This window comes from Methylobacterium sp. Gmos1 (assembly GCF_053764715.1).
The window spans coordinates 12,766-27,111 of sequence record NZ_JBSNCC010000025.1; the positions used below are offsets into that span (position 1 = coordinate 12,766).

12 protein-coding genes are annotated in these 14,346 nt (G+C 70.6%); 2 read left to right on the forward strand and 10 right to left on the reverse strand.

Features of this window, described 5'->3' with window-relative positions; translation table 11 throughout:
* Nucleotides 1–20: 20 nt before the first annotated feature.
* Nucleotides 21–1,430: a class II fumarate hydratase gene (fumC, locus tag ACS5PV_RS28925; RefSeq protein WP_455398786.1), complete on the reverse strand. Its 1,410-nt coding sequence runs from the start codon at nt 1,428–1,430 to the stop codon at nt 21–23.
* A gap of 105 nt (nt 1,431–1,535) precedes the next feature.
* Between fumC and ACS5PV_RS28930 the strand changes: the two genes are divergently transcribed.
* Both ACS5PV_RS28930 and paaZ read left to right on the forward strand, forming a co-directional pair.
* Nucleotides 1,536–2,927, forward strand: coding sequence for a cytochrome P450 (locus ACS5PV_RS28930; RefSeq protein ID WP_455398787.1), 1,392 nt, complete (start codon nt 1,536–1,538; stop codon nt 2,925–2,927).
* A 118-nt stretch (nt 2,928–3,045) separates the two neighbouring features.
* The gene (gene paaZ, locus ACS5PV_RS28935; protein ID WP_455398788.1) at nt 3,046–5,076 is read left to right on the forward strand and encodes a phenylacetic acid degradation bifunctional protein PaaZ; all 2,031 of its coding nucleotides are present in this window, start codon (nt 3,046–3,048) and stop codon (nt 5,074–5,076) included.
* Nucleotides 5,077–5,293: 217 nt separating this feature from the next.
* Here paaZ and ACS5PV_RS28940 read toward each other — a convergent pair whose 3' ends face one another.
* The 9 genes from ACS5PV_RS28940 to ACS5PV_RS28980 all read right to left on the reverse strand — a co-directional run bounded on the left by ACS5PV_RS28940 (nt 5,294) and on the right by ACS5PV_RS28980 (nt 14,314).
* Nucleotides 5,294–6,535, reverse strand: a complete 1,242-nt coding sequence (locus ACS5PV_RS28940) for an NAD(P)/FAD-dependent oxidoreductase (protein WP_455398789.1) — start codon at nt 6,533–6,535, stop codon at nt 5,294–5,296.
* Between the two features lie 10 nt (nt 6,536–6,545).
* Nucleotides 6,546–7,442, reverse strand: coding sequence for a dihydrodipicolinate synthase family protein (locus tag ACS5PV_RS28945; protein WP_455398790.1), 897 nt, complete (start codon nt 7,440–7,442; stop codon nt 6,546–6,548).
* A 38-nt stretch (nt 7,443–7,480) separates the two neighbouring features.
* Complete coding sequence (locus ACS5PV_RS28950; protein WP_455398791.1) at nt 7,481–8,473, reverse strand: branched-chain amino acid ABC transporter permease; 993 nt, start codon at nt 8,471–8,473, stop codon at nt 7,481–7,483.
* 1 nt (nt 8,474) lies between these two features.
* Nucleotides 8,475–9,380 carry a branched-chain amino acid ABC transporter permease gene (locus tag ACS5PV_RS28955; RefSeq protein ID WP_455398792.1) on the reverse strand — a complete coding sequence of 302 codons (906 nt, stop codon included), beginning with the start codon at nt 9,378–9,380 and terminating at the stop codon, nt 8,475–8,477.
* 226 nt (nt 9,381–9,606) lie between these two features.
* On the reverse strand, nt 9,607–10,827 hold the full coding sequence (locus ACS5PV_RS28960; RefSeq protein WP_455398793.1) for an ABC transporter substrate-binding protein: 1,221 nt from the start codon (nt 10,825–10,827) through the stop codon (nt 9,607–9,609).
* A 272-nt stretch (nt 10,828–11,099) separates the two neighbouring features.
* On the reverse strand, nt 11,100–11,804 hold the full coding sequence (locus ACS5PV_RS28965; protein ID WP_455398794.1) for an ABC transporter ATP-binding protein: 705 nt from the start codon (nt 11,802–11,804) through the stop codon (nt 11,100–11,102).
* Entirely contained in the window at nt 11,797–12,549 is a 753-nt protein-coding gene (locus ACS5PV_RS28970) for an ABC transporter ATP-binding protein (RefSeq protein ID WP_455398795.1), read from the reverse strand. The genes ACS5PV_RS28965 and ACS5PV_RS28970 overlap by 8 nt, the downstream gene beginning before the upstream one ends.
* A gap of 447 nt (nt 12,550–12,996) precedes the next feature.
* Entirely contained in the window at nt 12,997–13,701 is a 705-nt protein-coding gene (locus ACS5PV_RS28975; RefSeq protein WP_455398796.1) for a GntR family transcriptional regulator, read from the reverse strand.
* 61 nt (nt 13,702–13,762) lie between these two features.
* The gene (locus tag ACS5PV_RS28980; protein ID WP_455398797.1) at nt 13,763–14,314 is read right to left on the reverse strand and encodes a cupin domain-containing protein; all 552 of its coding nucleotides are present in this window, start codon (nt 14,312–14,314) and stop codon (nt 13,763–13,765) included.
* Nucleotides 14,315–14,346: the final 32 nt, after the last annotated feature.

Sequence of the window (14,346 nt, forward strand, 5' to 3'; positions counted from 1 at the left end):
CGGGACGCGTCAGCTTCGGCTTATTCCGCGCTCGGCGCCAGCATGTCCTCCGGGCGGACCACCGCGTCGAACTGCTCCTCGGTGACGTAGCCGAGGCGCAGGGCCTCCTGCTTCAGCGTGGTGCCGTTCTTGTGCGCGGTCTTGGCGATCTCGGCGGCCTTGTCGTAGCCGATGGTGGGCGCGAGCGCGGTGACGAGCATCAGCGAGCGGCTCATCAGGTCGGCGATGCGGTCGTGGTTCGGCTTGATGCCGACGACGCAGTTGTCGGCAAAGCTCACCGCGGCGTCGGCCAAGAGCCGCACCGATTGCAGCACCGCGTTGGCGATCACCGGCTTGTAGACGTTGAGCTCGAGGTGGCCCTGGCTGCCGGCCATCGACACGGTGGTGCCGTTGCCGACCACCTGGCAGCATACCATCGTCATCGCCTCGGCCTGGGTTGGGTTGACCTTGCCGGGCATGATCGAGGAGCCGGGCTCGTTCTCGGGCAGCGAGATCTCGCCGAGGCCCGAGCGCGGGCCGGAACCCATCAGCCGGATGTCGTTGGCGATCTTGAACAGGCCGCTCGCCAGCGCGTTGAGGGCGCCCTGCGTGAACACCAGCGCGTCGTGGGTCGCCAGCGCCTCGAACTTGTTCTCGGCCGAGGTGAAGGGCAGCCCGGTCAGCTCCGCCACCTTCGCGGCGAATTTTTCCGCGAATTCCGGATGCGCGTTGAGGCCGGTGCCCACCGCCGTGCCGCCCTGGGCGAGCGCCAGCACGCCCGGCAGCGTCGCGCCGACGCGGGCGCCGCCGAGCGCCACCTGGGCGACGTAGCCGGAGAATTCCTGGCCCAGCGTGACCGGGGTCGCGTCCTGGAGGTGGGTGCGCCCGATCTTGACGATCTCGGCGAATTCCTTGGCCTTCGCGTCGAGGGCGGCGTGCAGGTGCTGGAGCGCCGGCATCAGCCGGCCGCTGATCTCGCGCGCCACCGCGATGTGCATCGCGGTCGGGAAGACGTCGTTCGAGGACTGGCCGCGGTTGACGTGGTCGTTCGGGTGCACCGGCGACTTGCCGCCGCGCTGTCCGCCCAGGCGCTCGTTGGCGAGGCTGCCGATGACCTCGTTGGCGTTCATGTTCGACTGGGTGCCCGAGCCGGTCTGCCAGACCACCAGCGGGAACTCGCCGTCGTGCTTGCCCTCGACCACCTCGGCGGCCGACGCCGCGATGGCGTCCGCGACCTTCGGATCCAGCACGCCGAGGTCGCGGTTGACGAGTGCGGCGGCCTGCTTGACGAGGCCGAGCGCGTGGACGAGGGGCGCCGGCATCCGCTCGGTGCCGATGCGGAAGTTCTGGATCGAGCGCTGGGTCTGGGCGCCCCAGTAGCGGTCCGCCGGGACTTCGATCGGCCCGAACGTGTCGGATTCCGTGCGGGTGGCTTTCTCGGTCGGCGACATCTTGGCCTCTTTGGCGGTGCGAAACGGCGCCTACTTAAGCCAAGAGCGGGCCAAGCGCGATGCCCCGACGTGCTTCGAATCGCGCCCGTCCTTCGAGGAGTCCGGATGCCTTCGCGTGCGGCGGCCGTGGCCGCCCCCTTCCGTCCCGCCGTGCCCCGGCCGCGCACCGAGCCGATGGGGCTGTTCAGCTTCCTGCGGGCCGCCCGCGCCAACCCGCTGACCACCTGGTACGAGGAGCATTTCGAGCAGCCGATCGTCACCGGCGAGGGCGCGCTCGGCCGCGTCACGGTGGTGAGCGAGCCGACGGCGATCCGCCACGTGCTGGTCGACAACGCCGCCAACTACCGCAAGGACGACCTGCAGCGCCGGGTGCTGGCGCCGGGCCTCGGCAACGGGCTGCTCACCGCCGAGGGCGACGAGTGGCGCCTCCAGCGCCGCACGCTGGCGCCGATCTTCTCGCCCCGCCACGTCGCCCGCTTCGAGGCCCCGATGTCGGAGGCCGCCGCCCGCCTCGCGCGCCGGCTGAGGAAGCGCGACGGCCAGAGCGTCGACGCGGCCCTCGAGATGACCCGCGTCACCCTCGACGTGCTCGAGCGCACCATCTTCACCCACGGGCTGGCGCGCGAGCCCGACGCGCTCGGGCGCGCGATCACCCGCTACTTCGAGGCGCTCGGGCCGATCGATCCCCTCGACGTGTTCGGGATGCCGGACTGGCTGCCGCGGATCGGCCGGATCAAGGCGCGCCCGGCCTTGCGCTTCTTCGCCGAGGTGGTGGACGAGCTGATCGAGCGCCGCCGGGCGCTCGTCACCGCCGGCGAGGAGGCGCCGCACGACCTCCTCACCCTGCTCCTCAAGGCGCAGGACCCGGAGACCGGCCTCGGCCTCTCCGACCTGGAGGTACGCGCCAACATCGTCACCTTCATCGGCGCCGGCCACGAGACCACCGCCAACGCGCTCACCTGGACGCTCTACTGCCTGTCGCAGGACGACGCGGCGCGCGAGGCGGTCGAGGCCGAGATCGACGCCGCCTTCGCGGAGAATCCCGCGCCCGGCCTGGACGCCCTGCCGCGCGCCAAGGCGGCCCTGGAGGAGGCGATGCGGCTTTTTCCGCCGGTGCCGTTCATGAGCCGGCAGGCGCTCGCCGAGGACCGGATCGGGCGGATCAAGATCCCGCGCGGCTCGCTGGTGACGGTGGCGCCCTACGTGCTCCACCGCCACCGCCGGCTGTGGGACGAGCCCGACGCCTTCATCCCCGAGCGCTTCCTGCCGGAGAACCGCGCCCGCATCGACCGCTACGCCTACCTGCCGTTCGGGGCCGGCCCGCGGGTCTGCATCGGCGCGAGTTTTTCCGTGATGGAGGCGACCCTGGTGCTCGCCCACGTGCTCCGCGCCGTGCGCCTCGACCGGGCGCCGGAGGCAGGTCCCGTGGTGCCGCTGCACCGGGTGACGCTGCGGCCGCAGGACGGCTTGCGGATGCGGGTGACGGCGCGGGGGTAACCCGCGCACCTGATGAGATCCACCGTCACCCGCCCGGAAGTCGGCCGGCCCTGTCGAGCCGCGCTTGACCAACCGGCCGGTCGGTCAATAATGGGAGGATAAGAACGGGAGGAACGCCATGCGGCTGGAGAGCTACGTCCAGGGACGCTGGATCGCGCCGGAAGGAGACTGGACCGGCATCCGCAGCGCCGTCACCGGCGCGGTGGTGGCGGAGGTGGGCCATAGCGGGCTCGCCATGGCCGAGGTGCTGGACCATGCCCGCCGGGTCGGCGGTCCGGGCTTACGCCGCCTCACCTTCCACCAGCGCGCCGAGATGCTGAAGCGGCTGGCCGCCTACCTCAACGAGCGCCGCGACGGGCTCTACGCCCTCTCGCACCAGACCGGCGCGACCCGCACCGACAACCTGATCGACATCGACGGCGGGATCGGCACGCTGTTCGTCTACGCCTCGAAGGGCCGGCGCGAATTGCCGAACGCCACCTTCCTGATCGACGGCGCGGTGGAGCCCTTGTCGCGCGGCGGCAGCTTCGTCGGGCGTCACGTGCTCACCGCGAAGGCCGGCTGCGCCGTCCATATCAACGCGTTCAACTTCCCGTGCTGGGGCCTCCTCGAAAAGCTCGCGCCCGCGATCCTCGCCGGTGTGCCGGTGGTGACGAAGCCCGCCACGATCACGGCCTACGTCGCTCACGCGCTCGTGCGGCTCATCGCCGAATCCGGCATCCTGCCCGCGGATGCGCTGCAATGCGTGGTCGGGCCGACGGGCGACCTGTTCGACCACCTCACCGGCCAGGACGTGGTGTCGTTCACCGGCTCGGTCGAGACGGCGCAGCTGCTCCAGAGCCATCCCGTCATCGCCCGCGAGGCGGTGCACTTCGTCGCCGAGCGCGACTCGCTCAACGCCGCGATCCTGGCGCCCGATGCCGGGCCGGGCACGCCGGAATTCGACCTCTACATCCGGGAGGTCGCCAAGGAGATGACGGTCAAGGCCGGGCAGAAATGCACGGCGATCCGCCGGGCACTGGCGCCCCGCGCCCACGTGCCGGCGGTGATCGAGGCCCTGAGCCGGCGCCTCGCATCGGTGCGGATCGGCGATCCCGCCCGCGAGGACGTGCGGATGGGGCCGGTGGTCGGCCTGGCGCAGCGCCGCGACGTGCTCGCCCGGGTCGACGCCCTGAAGGCGGAGGCGGAACTCGTCTTCGGCGATCCGGCGCGCCTCGTCGTCGAGGGGGCGGACGCGGAGACCGGCGCCTTCCTGCCGCCGCTGCTGCTCCACTGCGCCGATCCCCTCCGGGCCCGGCAGGTGCACGCGCTCGAGGCCTTCGGCCCGGTCTGCACGGTGATGGGCTACGACGGGATCGAGGAGGCGGCCGGCCTCGCCAATCGCGGCGAGGGCAGCCTCGTCGCCTCGCTCTACACCCACGATCCGGCCGCGGCGGCGGATCTGGTCTTCGGGGTCGGGGCCTATCACGGCCGCCTCGTCGTCATCGACCGCGACTGCGCAGGTGAGCAGACCGGCCACGGCTCGCCGATGCCGCACATGATGCATGGCGGCCCCGGCCGGGCCGGCGGCGGCGAGGAGCTGGGCGGCGTGCGGGCGCTCCACCACTACATGCAGCGCACGGCCCTCCAGGGCTCGCCGGCGATGCTGAGCCGGATCACGGGAAGCTGGATCAAGGGCGCGCCGGAGTTGGTTCTCCCCGAGCATCCGTTCCGCGCCCACTTCGAGGACCTGGAGATCGGCCGCAGCTTCCACTCGGCCGAGCGGACGATCACGCTCGACGACATCGAGCACTTCGCGCACTTCACCGGCGACACCTTCTACGCCCACATGAGCGAGGAGGCGACGCGGGGCCACCCGTTCTTCCCCGGCCGGGTGGCGCACGGCTACCTTCTTTTGTCCTTCGCCGCCGGCCTGTTCGTCGATCCGGATCCGGGTCCGGTCCTCGCCAATTACGGGCTCGACAGCTTGCGCTTCCTCAAGCCGATCCAGCCCGGCGAGGCGATCCGGGTGCGGCTCACCGCCAAGGAGAAGTCGCCGCGCAACGCGCAGTACGGCGAGGTGCGCTGGGACGTGGAGATCCAGACGGCGGCGGGCGAGACGGCGGCGACCTACGAGCTGCTGACGATGAACGCGATGCGGGGGGCGTGAGGGGCGGCCGCGACGGGCGCCTCTGAACCCTCCCCCCTCTGCGGGGGAGGGTGCCCGGCGGAGCCGGGCGGGAGAGGGGACGACGCCTCCGGAGAGGTCGCGCCCTTCATGAAAGCAGACCCCTGGAGCAGCGTCGCGGTCCCCTCTCCCGGCCCCTGCTGACGCAGGGACCACCCTCCCCCACAGAGGGGGGAGGGTTGAGAGCGCGAGTTCGTGACTACCCGAACCGCCCCGCCCGCAGCGCCCGCACATCCACCGCCGGCGCCCGCCCTGCCATGAGATCCGCCACGATCCGCCCCGTCCCGGCGCTCTGGGTCAGCCCGAGATGGCCGTGGCCGAAGGCGTAGAGGATCTTCGGGCTCGCCCGCGACGGGCCGATCACCGGCAGGCTGTCGGGGAGCGAGGGCCGGAATCCCATCCATTGCCGCCCGCCCTCGGTCCGCAGGCCCGGCAGGAAGGCGGCGGCCTTGCGCAGCATCGCGTCGGCGCGGGCGAAGTTCGGCGGGCGGTGGAGGCCGCCGAACTCGACGGCGCCGCCGACCCGCAGGCCGGTCGAGAGCGGCGTCACCACGAAGCCGTGGCCGCCGAAGGTGAGCTGGCGGCGCAGATCGAAGGCGCCGGGCGGCAGCGTGGTGTTGTAGCCGCGCTCGGTGTCGAGCGGCACCCGGTCGCCGAGGCGGCGGGCGAGATCGCGGGACCAGGCGCCGGCGGCGAGCACGCAGGCATCGGTCCGGAGCACCGTACCGTCGGCGAGGGTCAGGCGCACGGCGCCGCCCTCGGGCGCGATGTCCCGCACCTCAGCCTTCGTGAGCACGGCGCCCCTCGCCGTCACGTCGGCGTGGAGCGCCAGGGCGAAACGGTAGGGGTCGTCGACCGTCATCCAGTTCGGCGTGAAGGTGCCGGCGATGAAGCGCGGCGACAGGCCGGGTTGCAGCTCGGCGAGGCGGACGCCGCGGACGTGCTCGAAGGCGATGCCCTCCCGCGCCCGGGCGGCCCAGCCGGGCTCTGAGGCGGCGAGCTCCGCCTCGCTCTCGTAGAGTTCGAGGTTGCCGTCGCGGCGCAAGCTTCCGGCGAGGCCGACTGATTCCACCATCGCCTCCATCGCCTGCGCGGCGAGCCGCATCAGGCCGGACTGGACTTCCGTCGCGTGGCGGTGGCGGTCGGGCAGGCTGGCGCGCCAGAACCGCAGCAGCCAGGGGGCGATCCGCGGCAGGTAGGACGGCGGCAGCGCCAGCGGCCCGAGGGGATCGAGCATCCAGGCAGGGGCACGCCGCAGGATGCCCGGCGAGGCGAGCGGCAGCACGTCGGTGAAGGCGAGCGCCCCGGCATTGCCGAAGCTCGCTCCTTGCGCGACGCCGCCGCGCTCGATCAGCCGCACCCGCCAGCCCTCGGCGAGGCAGTGGTGGGCGGTGGCGAGGCCGACGATGCCGGCCCCGACGATGGCGACCTCGCGGGTCAAGGCGAGCCCGTCACGCGGCGCGTTTCAGGGACGGGCGGCGCTCCAGCGCCGTGCGGACGATCGCCTCGACCGCCGCGCGGCGCTCGCCCGAGAGGGGCTTCCTCGGCATGCGGACGTGCTCGGTCGAGCCGATCGCCAGCGCCTCGGCGAGCTTGATGTTCTGCACGAGGAAGGTCGAGACGTCGAGGTCGAGGAGCGGGCGGAACCAGCGGTAGATCTCGAGTGCTTCCGCGGTCCGGCCCTGCTTCATCAGCCGGTAGATCGCCACGGTCTCGTTGGGGAAGGCCACCACCAGGCCCGCGACCCAGCCGACGGCGCCGACGCTCAGCGCCTCGAAGGCGAGGTTGTCGACGCCGGTCAGCACCGCGAAGCGGTCGCCGAAATGGTTGATGATCTCGGTGGTGCGGCGGATGTCGTCGGAGGATTCCTTGATCGCGACGAAGCGGGAATCCGAGGCCAGCCGCTCCATGATCCGCGGCGTCACGTCGACCCGGTAGGCGACGCGGTTCGAGTAGATCATCACCGGCAGGTCGCCGGCGGCGGCGACCGCGCTCAGGGTCGCGACGGTCTCGTCCTCGTCGGTGTGGTAGATCGGGCTCGGCACCACCATCAGGCCGGCGGCCCCCGCCTTGGCGGCACGGGCTGCGAGCGCGCAGGCCTCGCGGGTGCCGGCCTCCGATACCGTGAGCAGCACCGGCTTGCCCCCGGCCACCGACCGGGCGGTCTTAAGCACCTCCAGGCGCTCGTCGGGCGACAGCATCGGGCCCTCGCCGAGCGAGCCGCAGACGATGAGGCCGTCGCAGCCGGCCTGCATCTGGAGGGCAAAGCAGCGCTCCATCTCGGCGTGGTCGAGCGCGCCGTCGGCGGTGAACTTGGTGGTGACGGCGGGAATGACGCCTGTCCACATGGGTCTGTCTCCTTGGGGTTTTCTTGAGGTGGGACGAGTCAGGCCGCCTCGGCGACCGGGGGATGCTCCGCTTCGGGCAGCGGCCGCGCCGCCCGGGCGGCGCGGCGGTGGCGCCAGTGCAGCCACTCGCCGACGACGCCGCGGCGGAAGAACGAGACGCAGAGGATGAAGATCAGGCCGATCACTACCGTGACGAGGTCGCCGATCGTCGCGAGGTAGTTCTGGAGGCCGACCACCAGGGCGGCGCCGACGAGCGGGCCGAACAGGGTGCCGACGCCGCCGAGCAGCGTCATCAGCACCACCTCGGTCGAGGTGTGCAGCGACACGTCGTTGAGCGAGACGAGGCCGAAGACCAGGGCCTTGAGGGCGCCGGCGTACCCGGCGAGCGCCGCCGAGAGCACGAAGGCGAGGAGCTGGAAGCGCGACGCGTCGTAGCCGAGCGAGACCGCCCGCGCCTCGTTGTCGCGCACCGCCTGGAGGATCTGGCCGAAGGGCGAGTGCACCACCCGGTCGACGAACAGGAAGCCGGCGGCGAACAGGGCGAGGGCGAGGTAGTACATCGCGGTGTCGGACGACAGGTCGACGAGACCCAGCAGCGTGCCGCGCGGGATGCCCTGGAGCCCGTCCTCGCCGCCGGTCCAGCGGAACTGCACCGCCAGGAAATAGACGATCTGCGACAGCGCCAGCGTGATCATCGCGAAGTAGATGCCGCGCCGCCGGATCGCCAGGCCCCCGATGGCGAAGCCGACCAGCGCCGATGCCGCGACGCCGGCCGCGAAGGCCAGCGGCACCCCGAGCGGGTGGGCGCCGAGCCGGATCATCAGCGCACCGGTGACGTAGCCGGCGGTGCCGAGGAAGGCGGCGTGGGCAAAGGAGACGAGGCCGGTGAAGCCGAGCAGCAGGTTGAAGGCGCAGGCGAACAGCCCGTAGGCCATCACCTTCATGACGAAGATCGGGTAGATCAGCCCCGGCACCAGCGGCACCAGGACGAGCAGCGCGAGGAGGGCGGCAAAGAGGGTTTTCGTGGTCATCTCACGCCTCGCGCCCGAACAGGCCGGCCGGGCGCAGCAGCAGCGCCAGGGCCATGATGACGAAGACCACCACGGTCGAGGCCTCCGGATAGACCACCTTGGTCAGCCCCTCGATCAGCCCGAGGCCGAGGCCGGTGAGCATCGCGCCGAGGATCGAGCCGAGCCCACCGATCACCACCACGGCGAAGACGATGTTGAGGAGGCTGCCGCCCATCAGGGGCGTGACCTGCATGATCGGGGCGGCCAGCACCCCGGCGATGCCGGCAAGCGCGACGCCGAAGCCGTAGGTCAGGGTGATCATGACCGGGACGTTGATGCCGAAGGCCTGGAGCAGGCGCGGGTTCTCGGTGCCGGCGCGCAGGTAGGCGCCGAGCTTGGTGCGCTCGAACAGGTACCAGGTGGCGAGGCAGACCAGCAGCGAGGCGGCGACCACGAACACCCGGTACTTCGGCAGCAGCATGAAGCCGACATCGACCGGGCCTTGCAGGATCTCCGGCGGCTCGTAGCCCTGGCCGGACACGCCGAAGACGTAGCGAAATCCCCCCTCCATCACCAGCGCCACCCCGAAGGTGAGGAGCAGGCCGTAGAGGTGGTCGAGGTGGTAGAGCCGGCGCAGCAGGGTCCGCTCGATCGCCATGCCGAAGACCGCGACTAGGGCGGGCGCCAGCACCAGGGCGAGCCAGAAGTTCACCTGGAGATCGGGCTGGCCGAGCCAGGGCCCGACTTGCGTCAGCCCGATCCAGGCCAGGAAGGCGGCCATCATGAACTGCGCCCCGTGGGTGAAGTTGATGATGTTGAGAAGCCCGAAGATGATCGCCAGCCCCATGCTCAGCAGAGCGTAGAAGCAGCCGCCGATGAGCCCGATGGTGAGCTGGGCCATGAAGGCCTGGATGGTGATGTCCGACATGGGGGGACCGGAAAAGATTTTGGCGGGACGGTTCGGTTCGTCCCCTCCCCGCTCTGCGGGGGAGGGTGGCCTACGGAGTAGGCCGGGAGAGGGGACGCCGCTTCCGGAGAGGGCGCGCGCTCGATGAAGGGCGGACCCTGGATCAGCGTCGCGGTCCCCTCTCCCGGCCCCTGCTGACGCAGGGACCACCCTCCCCCGCAGAGGGGGGAGGGTTCAGGGTGGTGGCTCACCCCCGCGCGTTCAGCGGGCAGGCGTCGCTCGGCTTCGGGTAGACCTCGTCGCCCTTGAGCACTGCCTTGACGTGGTAGAAGTCCCAGTCGCGCCTCGACTCGGCCGGTTTCTTGACCTGGAGCAGCAGCAGGTCGTGCACCAGCGCCCCGTCGGCCCGCAAGCGGCCGTTGCGGATCACCGCGTCATCGATCGGCATGGCGCGCAGCTGGCTCATCACCGCCCCGGCCTCGTCGGTGCCGGCCGCCTGGATCGCCTTCAGGTAGCTCAGCACCGCCGAGTAGATCGCGGCCTGCGAGGCGCTCGGCATCCGCTTCATCTTGGAAAAATACTTTTCGGCGAAGGCGCGCGAGCGGTCGTCGTAGTCCCAGTAGAACGCTTCCGTCAGGTACATGTCCTGGGCCTTGGCGAGGCCGAGGCTCTTCACGTCGGTGATGTAGGTGAGGAGCGGCGCGATCACCTGCTTGTCGCTGCGGCCGATGCCGTACTCGGCGGCCTGCTTGACCGCGTTGACGGTGTCGCTGCCGGCGTTGGCCAGCGCGATCACCTGGGCGCCGGTGGCCTGCGCCTTGAGCATGTAGGACGAGAAGTCGCCGCCCGGGAACGGATGGCGCGAGACGCCCAGCACCTTGCCGCCCTCGGCCTCGACCACCGCGGCGGCGTCCTTCTCGAGCGAGTGGCCGAAGGTGTAGTCGGCGGTGACGAAGTACCAGCTCTTCTTGCCGGCCTTGAGCAACGCCTTGGCGGTGCCGGCGGCGAGCGCGTAGGTGTTGACCATCCACTGCGCGCTCAGGGGCGAGCACTTGTCGGTGATCGCCGCCATGGCGACGCCGGCCGAGAGCATCGTCACCCGGTTCTTCTGCCGCGCGATCTCCATCACGGCGAGCGCCGTCGAGGAGGTCGGGAAGTCGGCGATCATGTCGACCTTGCCCTGGTCGAACCACTCGCGGGCGAGGTTCGCGGCGATGTCGGGCTTGTTCTGGTGGTCGGCGGCGACGAGCTCGACGGGCGCGCCCAGCACCTTGCCTCCCATCTCGTCGATGGCGATCTGCGCCGCCACCGCCGAGCCGCGGCCGGTGAAGTCGGAATAGATCCCCGACAGGTCGTTGAGGATGCCGACCTTCACCACCCCGTCGCTGATCTTGTCGGCGGCCATGGCCCCCGGCGCCAGGGCGGCGAGCGACAGCCCGAGGGCAACTCCGATGACACGCGACCGCATGATTCCCGCCTCCTTGTGAATATATCTGGATGACGCCCCACCGTCCCAGGGCCCGTCTGACGTGATCGACAATCCCGTCCTACCCGCGATCTCATCCTGAGGTGCTGGGCGATCGAAGATCGCGCAGCCTCGAAGGAGACCTCCAGTAACCTCGGAGATCTCTGGAGCCCTCCTTCGAGGCTCCTTTCAGTCGCACCTCAGGATGAGGTCGTGGACGGGATAGAGTGGACTACAAGGTGTCATTCCTCATGAGCAGGAGGGCGCCGGGCGGCCTACACCCCGAGCAACCGCCCGACCTCCTCCTCCCGCGCCGCGACCTCGTGCGCGGCGATCTCCGCGGCGATGCGGCCGTGCTCGACGACGTAGTGGCGGTCGGCGAGGTGGCGGGCGAAGTGGAAGTTCTGCTCGACCAGCACGATGGTGAAGCCGCGGCTCTTGAGCAGCGCCACGGCGCGCCCCAGGGCCTCGACGATGACCGGCGCCAGCCCCTCGGTGATCTCGTCGAGGAGCAGGATGCGCGCGCCGGTGGTGAGAATGCGCCCGAGCGCCAGCATCTGCTGCTCGCCGCCCGAGAGCCGGCCGCCGTAGCTGTCGGCGCGCTCGGCGAGGTTGGGAAAGAGCGCCAAGACCTCGTCGAGCGGCAGGCCGCCCTCGCCGAGGCGCGGCAGCAGGGTCAGGTTCTCGCGGGTGGTGAGCGTGCGGTAGACGCCGCGCTCCTCCGGGCAGTAGCCGAGGCCCAGCCGCGCGATGCGGTGGGTCGGCAGCCGGATCGCCTCCTGGCCCCGCACCCGCACCGAGCCGGCGCGACGGTCGGTCAGGCCGAGGATGGCGCGCAACGTCGTGGTGCGCCCGGCGCCGTTGCGGCCGATCAGGGTCACGCACTCGCCCTCGCGCACCGTGAGGTCGATGCCGTGCAGCACGTGGCTCTCGCCGTACCAGGCCTCAAGGCCGCGGGTCTCAAGCACGGTCTCAGGCATGCCCGCCCCCGAGATAGGCGGCGCGCACCGCCGGATCGGTCGAGACGGCGGCGTACGGCCCCTCCGCCAGGATCTCGCCGCGCTGGAGCACCGTGATCGTGTCGCAGAGGTCGGCCACCACCGACATGTTGTGCTCGACCATCAGGATGGTGCGTCCTGAAGCGATCCGCCGGATCAGCCGCTTGATGCGGTCGACGTCCTCGATCGCCATCCCTTGCGTCGGCTCGTCGAGGAGCAGGAAGGGCGGGTCGAGGGCGAGCGTCGTGGCGATCTCGAGCGTGCGCTTGCGGCCGTAGGAGAGGTCGGCGGCGCGCGCCTCGGCGGCCTGCGCCAGGCCGACCTCGGCGAGGAGCCGCATCGCCTCCTCGTCGAGCACCCGCAGCGTGCGACCGGAGCGCCAGAACTGGAACTGCGTGCCGAGCCGGCGCTGGAGCGCCACCCGGACGTTGTCGCGCACCGAGAGGTTCGGGAAGATCGCCGAGATCTGGAACGAGCGCACCAGCCCGCGCCGGGCGATGGCCGCCGAGGTCTCGCGGGTGATGTCGGCGCCCTCGTAGAGGATCTGCCCCTCGGTCGGCACGTGGACCTTGGTGAGCAGGTTGAACACCGTGGTCTTGCCGGCGCCGTTCGGGCCGATCAGCGCGTGGATCGCGTGGCGGCGGATCTTGAGGTCGAGCCCCCGCACCGCCCGGAAGCCGCCGAACGCCTTGGTCAGCCCCCTGGTCTCGAGTGCGGTGTCGGGCACGGTGTGGTCCTCGGCGTCGTCTCGCTTCGTAGATTGTATAAAATATGCGACCGGGTCAAGCAGCCTGACGGTAATCCGCTCGTCGGGATGCGACTGTCATACGGGCTCCGCTCAATCGGTCCGCATTCAGGATGGAGCGCGTCTCCCCTCTCCCGTGTGGGAAAGGGGTCGGGGGTGAGGGTGCTACGGTTCCGCAGAAGGCTCAGACCGTTCCGCTGCCGGCACCAGCCTCAGCGTTTCATGCGGAAGCGTGTCACCCTCGCCCCTACCCCTCTCCCACACGGGAGAGGGGATCCCGCGCTATATCTTTTCGAATCAGTCAAATGGACGCTGCGTTAAAGGATAACGCGATCTCGTGATCTCATATCTGACAGTAATATACTAGATATTATTTAATAATCGGAAATTTATTCGAAGCTACCGACCGATATTACTAGCTAATAACTATCACTCCACCGCTGCCGACCTGCGATAGATCTCCACCAGCGAGCGCCCAGCATGCTCGACGTGGATCCGCAGGAGGTTGGCCGCCGCGACCACCTCGCCGGCCTCGCACAAATCGAGGATCGAGGTGTGCTCCATGTCGGCGCGGGCGACGTCGCCGGTGACGGAGAGCTGGAGCCGGGTCGGGCGGTCGCAATCCTGGAGCAGGCCGGCGACGATGGCGAGGGAGCGCGGCCGGCCGGCATGGCGCAGGAGGCTGAGGTGGAAGCGCCGGTTCAGCTCGCCCCAGGTCTCGACCGTGCCGGCCTTGAGCGCCGCGCTGTACTCGTCCCGCAGGGCGCGCAACTCCGAGAAATCGTCGGGCGTCAGGTGGCGGGCCGAGAGGATCAGCAGTTGCGGCTCCAGGGAGACGCGGAGCTGAAACACGTCCTCGATCTCCTCGACCGAGAGCCCGGTGACCACCGCGCCGCGATGCGGGGCGATCCGCACCAGGCCGGCGGCTTCGAGCTGGAGCAGCGCCTCGCGGATCGGGATCCGGCTGATGCCGAATTCCTCGGCCAGCGCGTCCTGACGCAGCTGGAATCCCGGTGCCAGGGCGCCCGAGAGGATACGCTGGCGCAGGGCCTCGGCGACTGCCGCCGAGACCGTCCGGTGGCCCAGGCCCCCGGCGACGGATCGGCTCCCCCCCGCGCGCGCCGTCACGGCCATGCTCTCGACTCCACCGCTTCTCTCGAACGCATATTGTATACGATCTAGGGTTGGCAACCCGTCAGAAGGTCGGCGGCGTGCAGGCGCTCACCACCTCGCACGGATTCGGCCCGACGCAGCGGAAGCGGTGCGGCCGGCGGCTGGAGAAGTAGTAGGCGTCGCCGGGCCCCAGCACCCGACGCTCGTCGTCCACCGTCACCTCGAGCCTGCCCGAGAGCACGATGCCGCCCTCCTCGCCGTCATGGACCAGCGGCACCCGGCCGGTGTCGGAGCCCGGCTCGTAGCGCTCCTTGAGCAGTTGCAGGGCGCGGCCGAACAGGGCGTCGCCGACCTGGCGGTAGGAGATCCGGCCCTTGCCGATCTCGACCAGCTCCTCGCTGGCGTAGAACGCCTTCTCGGACCGCTCCGGGGTGAGCGAGAAGAACTCGGCGAGCCCGATCGGCACCGCGTCGAGGATGCGCTTGAGGGCGCCGACCGACGGGTTGGTCTGGCCCGATTCGATCAGCGAGATGGTGGAGTTGACCACGCCCGCGCGCTTGGCCAGCGCGCGCTGCGACAGGCCGTGCAGGATGCGCACGTGGCGCAGGCGCGCGCCCACCTCGTCGTTGGTCACGCCGGCTGTCCCTGTTGAGGCTGTTGCGGATC